Origin of the sequence: Sporanaerobacter sp., from assembly GCF_047830725.1 — a bacterium.
Classification (GTDB): domain Bacteria; phylum Bacillota; class Clostridia; order Tissierellales; family Sporanaerobacteraceae; genus Sporanaerobacter.
The window spans coordinates 1,855,225-1,870,020 of the sequence record NZ_CP181252.1 but is presented as its reverse complement, the minus strand read 5'-3'; the positions used below and the strand labels follow the sequence as shown (position 1 = coordinate 1,870,020).

Genomic DNA, 14,796 nt, shown 5'->3' with positions numbered 1-14,796 from the left:
TTTTCTATTATATACTATTCTATTTTCCCAAATCTATCTCCAAAAGGAAAATATCTAAAATTTGCTTTTCCCTTAATGGATTCTACAGGAATACAGCCAAAATATCTGCTATCTTTACTTGCCCCTTCTTCTCTGTTGTCACCTAAAACAAATACATATCCCTTTGGAACTACCCAAGTATCCTCATCATAAGTGTGCGTATAAGCATCCTTTGCTATATAATCTTCTTCTAAAATCTCACCATTTAAATATACTTTTCCATCCTTTATTTCCACTGTATCACCAGCCAAAGCTATAACACGTTTTATATAATCTTTACTTGGATTGTCTGGAGCCTTAAGTATTACAATATCGCCCCTATCAGGATTGGAAAAATATAAGGATATTTTATTTGTAAACAATCTATCTTTTTCATGCAAAGTAGGATACATTGAACTTCCCAACACATAAGTAGTATTAAATATAAATGTTTTTATCAAAATAGCAACAACAACAGCAAAAAAGATGCTTTTTATCCATTCCATAGCCTCACTCTTTGGTTTTGTTTTTTTATCTTCTTCCATAAGAATCCCTCCACAAATGTAATACTAAGTTTATACCATTATAGCACTTTTTCTTATTAAAAAAAAGCAAAATTATTCCTGAAGTTTATCTATAACTACACTCAATATTTTTCCCACCAATTTTGCTGACTCTTGAGCCTCCTCTATGGTGTTGAAATTGCTACCTATTTCTATTAAAGCATAATAATCAGAAACAAATTGATTAAATTTGCCACTAGGCTTTATTATTATTCCTTTACATAGTCCAGGATAAAGAGTATCAGAAACTACTTTTATATATTTGGCAAACTTTAGAACCTCATCTACATTTGGAGAATCTGGACCAATAACTATGGAAAAAGTAGCTACATCTTTTTCATCTATCACAATTTTAGATTGTTTTACTGCTTTGCTTTTATAGCTTGCATTTTCCGGTATTCCATCCCTGTGAATATCAAATACCACTTTTAAATTTGAATCATTTCCCATAACATTTTTAATAGTATTTAGCGATCTTGTATATGAACCATTATAAGAAGGAGAATCATGATAAGTAGTCACATGTAAAACACCATGACCAGCGTTTTCTAAACTTTCAGAAATAATATCTCCAATAGTCAATACATTGTACTTTTTTTCTATAGTATGACATGTATTTTCCACAACTGGCAAATAAGCTTCTGTCCCATGGGTATGATATATTAAAACATAAGGTTTTTCTTTATTTACTTCCAATTTTTTGATGTTTTGAGCAACAGGTATTCCTTCTAAATTTATATTTTCTGATTTAATTTCGTTTTCTTTAAGAAATTCTCCTTCTTCACTTTCCATCAAATCCTCAACAAATATCAAATCTTCTAATTGCTGTACGTCTAAATTATCGTCTTTAGACACTTCTATATCTTTGCCTTTGGGTATTTGTATTGAATTTTTCGCATCTATTAAAGTAAATAGCGCCGGAAATTGAGCCTTTATATAAATATCTATATTCAAAGCATCACTTAAATTCTTTCTAATTAATTCATATAATCCAGTATCAATTTCTCTTTCCCCTTTTAAAAAAGCACTCATAGACGAGTTTGAAACTGATATGATTTTTAACAATATTTCTGATTTATCTATTCTTTCAGGTTTCTCAAAACTAAATACCTCAACACTTTCTTCATAATCAGATATGGGATTTAAATCATCTTTAAAATATTTCATCACAACTGTAGAACCTAAAAAAAATATAAAAACACAAAAAAGAGCAAACAATACATAATAAAATCTTGTCCTATAAACCTTTGTATTCATATAAATACACTCCTTTTCAATAAAGCTATCATAAAAATATATTCTAAAAGGAAGATTTATATGAAAAAACTATTTATTTTATATACCTATTCACATCTTTTAAATCAATTCCTGGATGAAGAGCTATATTTAGTCCATTTGCTATTATAATAGAAAGATTATCTATAAGTTCATCAATTTCCTTTGGAGTCACAATAGTATTAGGCATAAAAGGCTCTAGCACTTCTCTTATTAGCGAATATTTTTCTTCTTTTGATAATTCAACTAGCATTTCATAAAATTCCGATCCATTTTTTGCTTCTTTCATCATAGAATCAATGATCAAATCCATAGTATCATTAACCATAGTAGCAGCATCTACTACAGTAGGAATACCTATTGAAATAACTGGAATCCCTAGATATTCACTATTAAGTCCCTGTCTTTTATTTCCTACTCCACTACCTGGATTTATTCCTGTATCAGAAATTTGTATAGTAGTGCTAATTCTATTCATATTTCTTGATGCCAGTGCATCAATAGCTATAACTAAATCCGGATTAATTTTTTCTACAACTCCTTTTATAATCTCTCCTGTTTCAATCCCAGTAAGACCCATAACACCTGGAGATAGTGCTGAAACATTAGCCATCTCTTCATCATCTTCTTTTTTATATGAAACAAAAAAATGTCTCGTAACAAGAACTCTTTTCACTACTTTAGGCCCTAATGCATCTGGAGTGACATTCCAATTTCCCAGCCCTACTATAAGAGTTTTGGTCTTGTTGGTATTCTTTGCTATTGCCTTTATTTCTTTTGCCAGTTGGATACTTACCTCATCTTTTAAATCTTGAGTGGGATTTTTTAAATTAGGGACTTCTATAGTCACATATGTACCTATAGGTTTCCCCATGTTTTTTTCACCAATTTCATCTAATATTTTCACTCTTGTTATAGTATAGTGTTCCTCTTCCTCTATTCTGACCTCTACTCCAGGAACTTCCCTATTTGTTCCATGACTATATAATTCTCTAGCCTCAACAGCTAAATCTGTTCTTACTTGAAACATTGAAATCACTCCTCTCATTTTTTTAACTTTATAAGTCATCATAACTATTTTTAGTATTATAATTTTTTTTATGTATAATAAATAAAATCTATTTTGCCTTGCATTTTATAGACCTTCATGGTAAAATATTTCTTGTTAGATAATGGGGAGGTGAATTTGTTGGCAAACATCAAATCAGCAGAAAAGAGAATTCGTGTTATTAATAAAAAAACTGAAATAAATAAAAGTAGAAAGTCAGAAATTAGAACATATATTAGAAAATTTGATGGAGCAGTAGAAAAAGGTAATTTCGATGAAGCTAGAGAATTACTTAAGATTATAGATAAAAAATTAAAAAGAGCTGCTACAAAAAATGTTGTTTCCAAAAACGCTGCTTCAAGAAAAGTTAGTCGTTTGACTAAAAGATTAAACAACAAAGTAAATGAAGCTATATAATATAAAACTTCGGTTATATCCCGAAGTTTTTTCATTTTATTGACACAATATGACTATAAGCATCTCCAAAACCAATTTAGAATTTATTGAGGTACTTTTAAGTTTTTCATCTGCTTCCAAACAAAGTTTCAATGCATTATCCAATTTTTCACAAGAAAAGCTTTTACACTGCCTAGATATCTTCCCAAATTCATAAGGTTTAATTCCCATTCTCTCTATAGATTCTTTTTCACCAAAGCCACTTTCCTTTAAAATTTTACATTGTCTTAAAAGTCGAAATTGCCTAATTATCATAAATAGTATTTTAGGCAATGGTTCATTCAAAATACATATTTCATTGAATGTTTTTAATGATTCATTTACATCTTTAGCTGCAATACTATCCAGCAATTTAAATATATTTTTGTCTAAAGATTTAGCTACTATTTTATCTATATCATCTTTAGAAATTTCTTTTTTATCTCTTGCAAAATTTGAAATTTGAGCTATTTGATTTTCCAAATCATACAATGTCTTGTTCCCATCTCTAGATAAATAAGATGAATACTGTATTAAATAATTTATACTTGGATAAGATATACTTTTATCATATTTTCTAAATTCTTTTTCTATCCAATTATATAAATCTTTTCCTTTTATTCTCTCAAAATCCACAACTCCACCAATTTTATTGATTGTTTTAACTATAGATTTACTTTTATCAACTTTTCTTTCTTTTTCAATAAATATAACCACTACATAATTTCCCAAAATTTTAAGATACTCTTTTAATTCTTCATCTTTTTTTGACTCTGTCTCATCTTCTTCATCATCTTTTTTCCTTCTACTAAATATACCTAAATTCTTTACAACTACAATCTTTTTTTCAGACATAAAAGGAAGGGTTTCGCAGGCATTGTAAATTTCGTTAAATTTTGTATCTTTACCTTCAAAACTTATATAATTAAGTGATTCAAGCCCTTGAGAAACATATTTTTCTTTTATCAATTTGAGAGAATAATCTATAAGATAATGTTCTTCTCCACAAAAAATATAAACCGTTTTTAATTTGTTGTTTTTTATATCTACAAGCAATTCTTCATATTTCATAATCTTCCCACTCCCTAAATATATGACAATTTTTTTTAGAAATATAATATGATAATAGCATATATATAAGTACAAAACTTATTTCTAATCCATAATTTAATATTATATCATTTATAGCAGATTTTTCTCTAATAAAAGTATGAATATCATATTCATTTGGCCTAATATCTAATGTTATAAGTCCAGATTCATCAGTTCTATATATCTCTATTCCCCTATCCTTATACCTCTCAAGGACTTCCTCATTGGGATGGCCAAAATTATTTTTCCCAACTTGTATAAATCCATATTTAGGACTGAAAAAATCTATAAAATCTTCACTAGATGATGTACTACTTCCATGATGTGGAACTTTCAAAAAATCTATATCTTCTTTTTCACCTTGTACTAAAATAGATTCTATCTCAAATTCTATGTCTCCTGTAAACAGTATTTTCTTATCAAAACTGTTCAACAAAAGCACTAGTGACAAATTATTTTCATTATCTATATGCTTTAAATGAGTTTCTTCTTTGGGCCATAGAACTCTAATAGAAACATTTTGTCCAATATCTAGCTTTTGATTATACCCAATTTTATAGACATGTACCTTGTTCTCTTTAGCACTAGAAATTATATCATTGTAAATACGACTATCTTCATTTTCATAAGCTATAAAAACCCTTTTTACTTTTAAATTTTCCATAAGTAGTGGCAAAGACTTGCAGTGATCTTCATGAAAATGAGTAATAAAAACTCCATCTAGTGAAAATACTCCTTTTTTCACTAGATAAGGCAAAACTATATTTTCTCCTACATCAAAATTTCCAAATGCATTTCCACCTGTGTCAAGCAAAAAATATCTACCATCAGTTTCTATGAGCATACAATCCCCTTGTCCCACATCTATAAACTCTATAGTCAAGTTCCTCTCTACTACGGGTAAAATAGCTGTAAACAATATACATACTATAAGATAATAAAAAATCACTCTATTTATCTTAAATGGAAAAACATCAACTCTAACAATATTAAATATGCAAAAAACAGCAAAATAATAAAGAAACATTTCCAAAACACTTGGTGACAACATTTTGACACTTCCAAAAGGCAGAACATATATCATGTTTAATATAATATTTTCCACATTTAAAATACCGTTCAATACAAGTCCTAAAAAGTAGCAAACAAAACTACTTACAAAAGAAAATAATAAAATAAGAAAAGCTATTATGACTCCTATTGACAACAAAGGTATCAATAAAAAATTTGCCAGTATGCTTATAGGAGAAATGCTGTTAAAGTAATATATAGTTATGGGAGCTATCCCTATCTGAACCGCTAATATGCTATAAAGAGAAGTCATGGCTTTGCCTTTGTAAGGATAAAATTTATTTCTCATTTCTTTCAAAAACAATAACAACGATAGTGTAGCCATAAAAGATAATTGAAATCCTACATTAAAAAGCCATAGTGGATTATAAATAAGAAGTACAAATGCAGCAAAAGCTATAGTATTTATTTCATCATAAGACCTAAATTGTACTTGAGAATACATAAGTACCGTAAACATTATAAGCGATCTGAGTACAGAAGGCGGAAAGCCAATAAGGTATCCATAAATCCACAAGATAGCTATAGTCATTCCAACATTTACCTTTCTATTCACTCCCACTATCGCAAGTGCTGATATTAAAAAAGATGAAATAATTCCAATATGTAGCCCCGATACAGCCATCAAATGAGCTAATCCCATTTCCCTATATTTAATTTGATATTCTTCATCTAAATAAGATATTTCTCCAAGCATAACTGACTTCATCAATTGACTGTTTTTAAGATTTAAATACTCATCAAAAGTACTCTCAACTTTAGTTTTAAATTTTTCTCTTAAATTTTCTCCTAAACTCAAATTGTTTTTCGAAAGAACTTTTACAAAATAACTTCTAGTACTAATAATGGTAAATATGTCATTGGTCTCTAAATACAATTTATAGTTAAAAAGCTTGGGATTTGTATTTGGCCTTGGTTCATTTAAAATGCCAGAAAAACTTATGATATCACCTGTTTCATATTTCCCTTCTCCATAGCATTTTAACAATACCTTTTCTTTTCCAGTATATACGCTGTCATTGTAATATATATTTTGGGACTCTACAATATAATTTGCAAAATCATCTTTATATTTAGCTTCTACAATTCTTCCTTTTATTTCTACATTTTCACCTACAAAAGGTAAAAGAATGCTATTTTCAGTTTTCTCATGAATAGTTAACATACCAATGATGAAAAATAGAAAATATAAAATTAAAAGCTCTCTTTTATTGAAAAAAAAGCAAATCAAAAACAATACCAAAGAAACAATCAGTCCTATAGCAATAAATTTAAAATCAATTTTTACATAATAATAAAAAACTATTCCTATAATTATAGGAATAGTAAATTGAACAAAAGGTTGATTAAAGTAAGTTTTTTTATACATAAAATCACCTATTAATTATTTACATAGAAATTCTCGTACCTTGTTTTCCTTTTACAGCTTCTAAACAATTATCTAATGAAGCTATAATAGCCACTCTGCCTTCTTTAGATTCAGCAAATTTTATAGCTGCTTCAACTTTTGGAAGCATACTTCCACTTGCAAAATGACCCTCTTCAATATATTTTTTAGCTTCTTCAACTGTTATATCATCTAAATCTACTTGATTTGGCTTTCCAAAGTTCAAGGAAACCTTATCAACTGCTGTAAGTATTAAAAGTGTATCTGCAGCAAGGTCTTCAGCTAATTTTTCGCTCGCCAAATCCTTATCTATAACTGCAGCTACTCCCTTTAATTCACCATTTTCTTCTATGACTGGAATTCCGCCACCTCCAACAGTTATGACAACAGCACCAGAATTTACAAGAGTCTCTACTGCATCTATTTCAACTATTCGTTTAGGCATTGGTGAAGCTACTACTCTTCTAAATCCCCTTCCAGCATCCTCTACCATATCATAGCCTTTTTCTTTCTTAAGCAAATTTGCCTCTTCTTCTGTATAAAATGGTCCAATAGGTTTTGTAGGATTTTTAAAAGCACTATCTTCCTTATCTACTACGACTTGAGTCACAATTGTTGAAACTGCTTTTTTACTACCTCTTTTTTGTAACTCATTTTTCAATGCTTGCTGTATATGATATCCTATCATGCCTTGGCTCATTGCACCACACACATCAAAAGGCATTGCTGGAGTGATATGGTTTGCCGCTTCGTTTTGGAGAACTATTCTACCTACTTGAGGCCCATTTCCATGAGCAATAACTACTTGGTATCCTGCATCTATTAAATCAGCAATATATCTAGTCGTATCTTTAACTACCTCAAGCTGAGCTTCAGCTGTTGCTGGCTTTCCTGCTGCCTGTAGGGCATTTCCTCCCAATGCTACTACTATCTTTTCCAAACAGATTTCCCCCTTCTAAAATATCTATACAACTATTTTCCTAAAGTAGCCACCATTACAGCTTTTATAGTATGCATCCTATTTTCAGCTTCATCAAATACAACTGAATGTTTGCTTCTAAATACTTCATCAGTTACTTCCATTTCTTTTAAACCATATTTTTCATATATTTCTCTACCTACTTCTGTTTCTAAATCATGGAAAGCTGGTAAACAGTGTAGGAACAAAACTTCTTCATCTGCCATTTTCACCATGTCCATATTTACTTGATAAGGTTTAAGTAAATTGATTCTTTCTTCAAAATGAGCTTCTTCTCCCATAGATACCCAAACATCTGTATATAGAACATCTGCGTCCTTTACTCCTTCTTCTACTGATTCTGTTATAGTTATTTTTGCTTTGTTTTCTTCTGCTATTTTTCTTGCCTCTGCTACCAATTCTTCTTCTGGGAACAATTCTTTTGGTGATACTATTCTAAAATCCATACCCATTTTTGCAGCACCAATCATCAAAGAATTTGCCATATTATTTCTTCCATCTCCAATATAAGCAAATTTAATTCCCTTTAAATATCCTTTATGTTCTCTAATAGTTAAAAAATCTGCCAATACTTGAGTTGGATGATATTTGTCTGTAAGTCCATTCCAAACTGGAACACCAGAATATTCTGCAAGAGCTTCTACAGTTTCATGTTTGAATCCTCTAAACTCTATGCCATCAAACATTCTACCTAATACTTTTGCAGTATCCTCTATACTTTCTTTTTTCCCTAATTGTATATCGCCTTTTCCTAAATACTCTGGATGAGCTCCTTCATCTATTGCTGCTACAGTAAAAGCACATCTAGTTCTAGTTGAAGGTTTTTCAAAAATTAAAGCTATATTTTTCCCTTCCAAATTTCTAGGTCTAATGCCAGCATATTTTTGTCTTTTCAATTCAGCTGCTAAATTCAATAAATAATCAATCTCACCTGGTGTGTAATCCTTTAATGTTAAAAAATTTCTTCCTTTTAAATTGTAAGCCATATTAAACCTCCTATCATGTTATTTATTTAAATAGGGATTATTAAATCCCTATATTTTCAAAGATTAGATATCTTCTCTTGAAAAAGGCATACTCATGCATCTTGGACCTCCACGTCCCCTAACTAATTCAGAACTATTCAACTTATGAACTATAACGCCATTTTCCTCTAAAATCTTGTTTGTAATATAATTTCTTCCATAAACAATTACTTCTCCTGGCGCAATAGCCAAAGTATTTGAGCCGTCATTCCATTGTTCTCTAGCTGCATCTACAATGTTTCCTCCGCCACATCTTATCAATGATACTTTGTCCAATTTCAAGTATTTCATGAGTATATCTTCTAATTCACTTTCTTCTTTTTCTATAGATAGCTTTTCTTTACCATGTAAACTCTTTGTAATAGAAAATACAGTCAAAGGTCCTTCTATTTCTGGATGAATAGTAAATTTGTCATAATCAATCATAGTAAATACCGTATCAAGATGCATAAAAGCTCTTTTTTTAGGAATATCAAAAGCTAATACAGTTCTAAAACCACTATCTGACCACAATATCTTCCTTGCAAATTTTTCAATAGCCGCTGAATCAGTTCTCTGAGAAATGCCAACTGCTATAACCTCATTGTTTAGTATCAAAATGTCTCCACCTTCAATAGAATACCTTTCATCCCTATTATACCAAATAGGAATATCTACGTCTTTAAATTTTGGATGATATTCAAAAATATATTTTGCAAAAAGAGTTTCTCGGTTTCTAGTTTCTGTCCTCATATGATTTATGCAGACACCATTTCCAACTATAGCAAAAGGATCTCGTGTAAAATATAAATTTGGCATAGGATCTAATATAAATGGATAATCGCCATCAAGCATATCCGATAAAGTATGAATCTTATGACTTTGAATTTCAGTTTTCCTAATTCCAGCTATCATTTTATCAATCAATTCATTATTTGATAAACTATCAAAATATTCTTTTATTGTTTCCCTGTTTCCTTCACCGGCAATATCAGATTCATCAAGAAAATCATCGATAAATTTTTCTCTAACCTTTCCATTTTCAATTGCCTCGCTTGCCAAATCCTCTAAATATATTACTTCTACTCCGTTCTCTTTAAATATTTTAGCAAATTCATCATGCTCACTAACTGCATTTTCAAGATATGGTATGTCATCAAACAATAGCCTGTCTAAACAATCAGGTACTAAGTTTTCCAGTTCTTTCCCTGGACGATGTAATAACACAGTATTCAATTTTCCAATTTCAGATTTCACATTTAATGGATTTTTCAAAGGTACTCCCCCTTTTTATGCACTAATATACATTTGAAACACTTTTCAAACGAAAGGATAATTTATAGTTAAATTATAACTTTAAATTGTCATTTATGTCAAGCAAAAATAAATATTTATTCACGTCATGTATATTTATGCAGCTCATGTTGCATTTTTGTACTCTATTTTAGTGAAAATGTTTTCTTTAAGTGTAAATATAAGCATATTTATACTTTTCTATTTCTATTCATTCTATTTAAAGACCATATTACAAGCAACATTCCAGCCATAACGAGCAGATAACCATTAGGTTTCATTTTTTAACCCCCTTGTGTATTTATTATATCACAAGTTTATTTTCCTTTTAAAATTACTTTTCTCTAAGAAAAAATGATAAAATATATATTGACAAAATATTAAAGTAGATGAGATGAGGTGAAAATATGACAGAAAAAATATATCTTAAAAATCCATATATAACTGAAATAAATGCAAGAATAGTAGAAAAAAAATATAATGACAACAAATTTTATTTAAAACTTGATAGAACTATATTTTATCCAAATCTAGCTGGCGGACAACCTGGAGATAAAGGAACCATAGCTGGTGTAAAAGTAATAGACACATATGAGGAAAATAATGATATTATTCATATAGTCAATGAAAATATAGACACCAATAAAGTTCAATTGTCTATAGACTGGGATACTAGATTAGATTATATGCAACAACACACAGGCCAACATCTTCTTTCTTCAGTATTTTATAAACTATATAGTGCACAAACTTTGGGTTTTCACATAGGAGAAGATTATGTATATATTGATATTACTATACCAGAATTGAAAATTGAAGATATAGAACGAGTAGAAATTGTTGCAAATAAAATCATCTATTCCAACTTTTCAATAAATACTTATATTGTCCAAAAAAATGATTTAGATAGAATTCCACTTCGAGAAAAACCTATTGTAGATTCAAATATTAGAATTGTAGAAATAGATGATATAGATTATTCTCCTTGCTGTGGAACTCATCTTAGAAATACTGGAGAAATAGGTATGATAAAAATAAGGAAATCTGAAAAATATAAAGAAAATACTAGAGTGGAATTTGTCTGCGGAAACAGAGCTTTAAAAGATTACTCACAAAAAAATTTACAAATAAATAATATTTCTGCTCTTCTTTCTATAAACGATACAAATGTATATGAAAAAGTAGAAAAACTCTATACTCAAAAAGAAAAATTAGAAAAAGAAAATAGAATTCTTAAAGAAGAACTTTTAAAATACAAATGTGAAAAACTAACAAATAAAGAGGAGCTTTAGATTTTATGACTAAACTCCTCTTTACTAAAAGCTTCTTTTATAAATTTTCAATTTCATTAATGATATATTCTTTTTCCTTATTTACTCCATCAAAGTCAATAGCAAGATGATAATATTTTTCTAAAATATCATGATTTGCTTTGGCATTAGATAAATTAGATATTCCTAAATCTATTAATTCTTTATAAGCTTTATAATCATTTTCATTTTTTCTTGAAATATTAAAATATTCGTCTAAATTTATTTTCTTGAAATAATTATCTCCTATCATAGTACTAGTTGTAAATCCTATATTTAGCTCTGGGATTAAAACTGTATTTATTTTTTGAGGAATAAATGGGTCGTGATAAACTTCTATATAGTAACCTCTAATTTTCCCATTTTCATAAACTTTGCCTAATAGTGTTGATTTACCAGTACCATAGTCTCCAGTTACAAAATATACCCTTTCTAAGCCTTCTAAAAGAGCATCTGTATAATCTACAAAGCCACTGGGAGTAAATGCACTACCAAATAGATGTCTTTCACCACCCAATAGGTTTTTATCCCCTTCTGTAGAATATATTTCTGCTATTAAATCTAATATCATTCTATTCATACTTTTAAAATCAACACATTCACTATTTTCTTCTATTATTTGATTTAGTATTTGTCTAGCAGCTCTAAAATATGAATAGGTTCTTCTATAACAGTTTTTGTTGCCACTTTTCGCATTTATTATAATATCTTTATTTTCCATAAGCTTTTCACTATCTATATATCTTCCAAGATCAATTATCTCATCCATTATCCCAGGAAGTTCTGGATCTATTATGTGGGGTGCTGTTCCATCTAATATGGCAATACCTAGTTCCTGTACAACTATCCCATCTACTGAATATCTATCTGAAGGGCAATGATGATATTCAATACTATATCCTTTTTCTAGCATTTCATCTCCAATTTCAGTCATGATTGTAGATTTTCCTGAGCCTGGCCCACCCTTTAAAATGAATTTTTTCTTATGTATATTGTTGGTAATATACTTGTGATATGAAAAAAAACCTTCTGAAGTATTTCCTCCAGGAAACATCCTCTTTATACCTATCACGAAATTCCTCCTTCAATATTAATTTTAAAGTCTAATACAACATACATCTATACTTTTATAATATGACAAATTCTACTTCTGGTAACATTTTATTTAATTTAAAAGTTAAGTTTTGACTCTCCCCGCCATCTGCCTCTGGCGATGCTCCCATGAGTATATGGGTAATCTTATTTTTCACTGCAAAATCTTCTATAGTTTTAACCACATCTTTTGATCTTAATACTGTCAAATTAGCCCCAACCTTTTTTGATACATTAAATAAATATTCTAAAGCTTCACCATCACTATTATTATCTAAAAAATTATCTTTTTCATTCACTACATGTATTACAAATAATTTATCATTATCATTCTTTAACATCTCATAGCCACTTAATATTAATCTTTCACAAGTTTTTTGTTGAGTAACACATACCATGACATTTCTATTTTTCATCAAAAATCCTCCTTTAAAAAAAGTACGGCCATTATCATTATATCATGAATAAGCTCATAGATTTTCTTAATTTTTGTTAACTATTTAACATATAAAGGTTCTATAATAAATGTTGGGGTGGAAAATAATTTACCCTAACATTTATTTTTTCTAAAAATAAAATGCACTCGTGAAATAAACCTGCTAAAATGTTAATTGGTTAAAAAAACATACAAAGGAGGTTTATTCACAAGTGCAATCTAATTTTATCACACAATTATTAGATTTAAAAGGGGTTAAAGTAACTAAAATATCGCATGAGGATTCTTTCGTTAAAATCTACATTACAACTGATCCAAAAGAGCATATTTGCCCTGCTTGTGGTGCTAAAACTTCTAAAATTCATGACTACAGAGAACAGACAATTAAGGATTTACCTTTTCAATTTAAGCACACATATCTTGTACTTCGAAAAAGAAGGTATGCTTGCTCTTGTGGAAAGAGGTTTTATGAGTCTTATGACTTTCTACCTCGCTATCACCGCATGACTAACCGTTTAGCATTTTTTATTTGCCAAGAGCTTACCAAGCTAACTAGTCTAACTTCTGTAGCTAAAGTGGCCAACGTCTCTGTTTCTACTGTTATTCGTATCTTTAATCATGTTAATTATGGTACTCCTACACTACCTAAGGTTCTATGTATTGATGAGTTTAAGGGGAATGCAGAGACTGGAAAGTATCAGTGTATTCTTGTTGATGGGGAAAACAATAAGGTTTTAGATATTATTCCTGACAGGTGTCAAAGTGATCTTGTAAGCTACTTTAGGCAATTTTCTCGTAAGGAAAGGAATAAGGTGAAGTTCTTTGTATGCGACATGTGGCAGCCTTACGTTGATTTAGCTAAAGTATTTTTCCCTAATGCTATAATTGTTATCGATAAATACCACTTTATTAGGCATGTAACTTGGGCTATTGAAAATGTCAGGAAACGCATACAAAAATCTATGACTGCTACTCTTAGAAAATACTATAAACGGAGCAGAAAGCTAATTTTAACGCGATATCATAAGCTTAAGGATGAGAATAAAGAAGCCGTTGATTTAATGTTTTAATGATGGATAAGTTTCTTTATTCTCTACTGATTTTTCAGAAACAATTGATGCCCATTGGATTTTTTTAGATGTTTGTTCCTTTTCTTTATTGAATTGTGTAATTTTATATCTAAGTGTATGGACAGAAACATTGTTTTCTTCAGCCCATTTAACTGCTGTTAATCCACTGGCTCTATAATCTTCAATTCTTTTAGTCCAAAGTTTTCTTTCTTCTTCATTCATTTGAGATAACCTCCCTTATTGATGATGTTTAAAGGTATTATCTCATAGAAAGCATTTCTTTAAAATGTGGGGTAGATTTGACGCTTACTTTTATATAATGATGACCTACGTATTGCCCATAAACTTAAAGAATGGTTTTATGAAATCTGTCAAAGCGATAAATATTCTTACCAATGTAGGGAATTAGCTAAGTGGATTCAAAATGCAGAAAGCTCTGGAATACCAGAGTTTGAAAAATGTGCAGCTACATATAGAAGATGGCATAAGGAAATTAAAAATGCATTTAAATATGGTTATACTAATGGTCCAACTGAAGGTTTCAACAATAAAATCAAGGTATTAAAACGAATATCCTTTGGACTTAAAAACTTTTATAGGTTTCGTAATAGAATACTTCACTGTACAAGCTAAACATTTTAAAAATGAATACCTGTAAGAAGCCTACATTTTAGCTAGGTTTATTAAGTGCACCCTAAAACACATGTAACTCTATCCATCTCA

At 29.6% G+C, this 14,796-nt stretch carries 14 protein-coding genes and 1 pseudogene; 4 read left to right on the top strand and 11 right to left on the bottom strand.

What is annotated here, in order from left to right:
* Positions 1-14 precede the first annotated feature (14 nt).
* From lepB to gpr, 3 genes are all read right to left on the bottom strand, one after another.
* The gene (gene lepB / locus ACFWUA_RS09265) at positions 15-563 is read right to left on the bottom strand and encodes a signal peptidase I (RefSeq protein ID WP_416197737.1); all 549 of its coding nucleotides are present in this window, start codon (positions 561-563) and stop codon (positions 15-17) included.
* Positions 564-635: 72 nt separating this feature from the next.
* Positions 636-1,838 (bottom strand): stage II sporulation protein P, encoded by a 1,203-nt coding sequence (gene spoIIP / locus ACFWUA_RS09260; RefSeq protein WP_416197736.1) that lies wholly within the window; start codon positions 1,836-1,838, stop codon positions 636-638.
* A gap of 73 nt (positions 1,839-1,911) precedes the next feature.
* Positions 1,912-2,886, bottom strand: coding sequence for a GPR endopeptidase (gpr, locus tag ACFWUA_RS09255; protein WP_416197735.1), 975 nt, complete (start codon positions 2,884-2,886; stop codon positions 1,912-1,914).
* 159 nt (positions 2,887-3,045) lie between these two features.
* Between gpr and rpsT the strand changes: the two genes are divergently transcribed.
* A complete protein-coding gene (gene rpsT, locus ACFWUA_RS09250) occupies positions 3,046-3,321 on the top strand; it encodes a 30S ribosomal protein S20 (protein ID WP_416197734.1) in 276 nt (91 codons plus the stop codon).
* Between the two features lie 36 nt (positions 3,322-3,357).
* Here rpsT and holA read toward each other — a convergent pair whose 3' ends face one another.
* The 5 genes from holA to arcA all read right to left on the bottom strand — a co-directional run bounded on the left by holA (position 3,358) and on the right by arcA (position 10,147).
* Complete coding sequence (gene holA / locus ACFWUA_RS09245) at positions 3,358-4,410, bottom strand: DNA polymerase III subunit delta (protein ID WP_416197733.1); 1,053 nt, start codon at positions 4,408-4,410, stop codon at positions 3,358-3,360.
* A complete protein-coding gene (locus ACFWUA_RS09240; RefSeq protein ID WP_416197732.1) occupies positions 4,400-6,871 on the bottom strand; it encodes a DNA internalization-related competence protein ComEC/Rec2 in 2,472 nt (823 codons plus the stop codon). Before ACFWUA_RS09240 ends, holA begins: the two co-directional genes overlap by 11 nt.
* A 19-nt stretch (positions 6,872-6,890) precedes the next feature.
* On the bottom strand, positions 6,891-7,829 hold the full coding sequence (gene arcC / locus ACFWUA_RS09235) for a carbamate kinase (protein ID WP_416197731.1): 939 nt from the start codon (positions 7,827-7,829) through the stop codon (positions 6,891-6,893).
* Positions 7,830-7,861: 32 nt separating this feature from the next.
* Positions 7,862-8,854: an ornithine carbamoyltransferase gene (argF, locus tag ACFWUA_RS09230; protein ID WP_416197730.1), complete on the bottom strand. Its 993-nt coding sequence runs from the start codon at positions 8,852-8,854 to the stop codon at positions 7,862-7,864.
* A 63-nt stretch (positions 8,855-8,917) separates the two neighbouring features.
* The gene (gene arcA / locus ACFWUA_RS09225; protein ID WP_416197729.1) at positions 8,918-10,147 is read right to left on the bottom strand and encodes an arginine deiminase; all 1,230 of its coding nucleotides are present in this window, start codon (positions 10,145-10,147) and stop codon (positions 8,918-8,920) included.
* Between the two features lie 425 nt (positions 10,148-10,572).
* Here arcA and ACFWUA_RS09220 point away from each other — a divergent pair, with 425 nt between their 5' ends.
* Positions 10,573-11,457: an alanyl-tRNA editing protein gene (locus tag ACFWUA_RS09220; protein WP_416197728.1), complete on the top strand. Its 885-nt coding sequence runs from the start codon at positions 10,573-10,575 to the stop codon at positions 11,455-11,457.
* Positions 11,458-11,494: 37 nt separating this feature from the next.
* On the opposite strand, the gene ACFWUA_RS09215 is transcribed toward ACFWUA_RS09220, so the two are convergent.
* Positions 11,495-12,547: an ATP-binding protein gene (locus tag ACFWUA_RS09215; protein ID WP_416197727.1), complete on the bottom strand. Its 1,053-nt coding sequence runs from the start codon at positions 12,545-12,547 to the stop codon at positions 11,495-11,497.
* Between the two features lie 55 nt (positions 12,548-12,602).
* The gene (locus ACFWUA_RS09210) at positions 12,603-12,983 is read right to left on the bottom strand and encodes a universal stress protein (RefSeq protein WP_416197726.1); all 381 of its coding nucleotides are present in this window, start codon (positions 12,981-12,983) and stop codon (positions 12,603-12,605) included.
* Positions 12,984-13,215: 232 nt separating this feature from the next.
* Between ACFWUA_RS09210 and ACFWUA_RS09205 the strand changes: the two genes are divergently transcribed.
* Positions 13,216-14,073 carry an ISL3 family transposase gene (locus tag ACFWUA_RS09205; protein WP_416197725.1) on the top strand — a complete coding sequence of 286 codons (858 nt, stop codon included), beginning with the start codon at positions 13,216-13,218 and terminating at the stop codon, positions 14,071-14,073.
* Here ACFWUA_RS09205 and tnpA read toward each other — a convergent pair.
* Positions 14,062-14,295 (bottom strand): IS66 family insertion sequence element accessory protein TnpA, encoded by a 234-nt coding sequence (gene tnpA / locus ACFWUA_RS09200; RefSeq protein ID WP_416197724.1) that lies wholly within the window; start codon positions 14,293-14,295, stop codon positions 14,062-14,064. The genes ACFWUA_RS09205 and tnpA overlap by 12 nt on opposite strands.
* Before the next feature lie 96 nt (positions 14,296-14,391).
* Between tnpA and ACFWUA_RS09195 the strand changes: the two are divergent.
* Positions 14,392-14,706 (top strand): annotated as a pseudogene (locus ACFWUA_RS09195) (ISL3 family transposase); the annotation flags it as partial.
* Positions 14,707-14,796 lie beyond the last annotated feature (90 nt).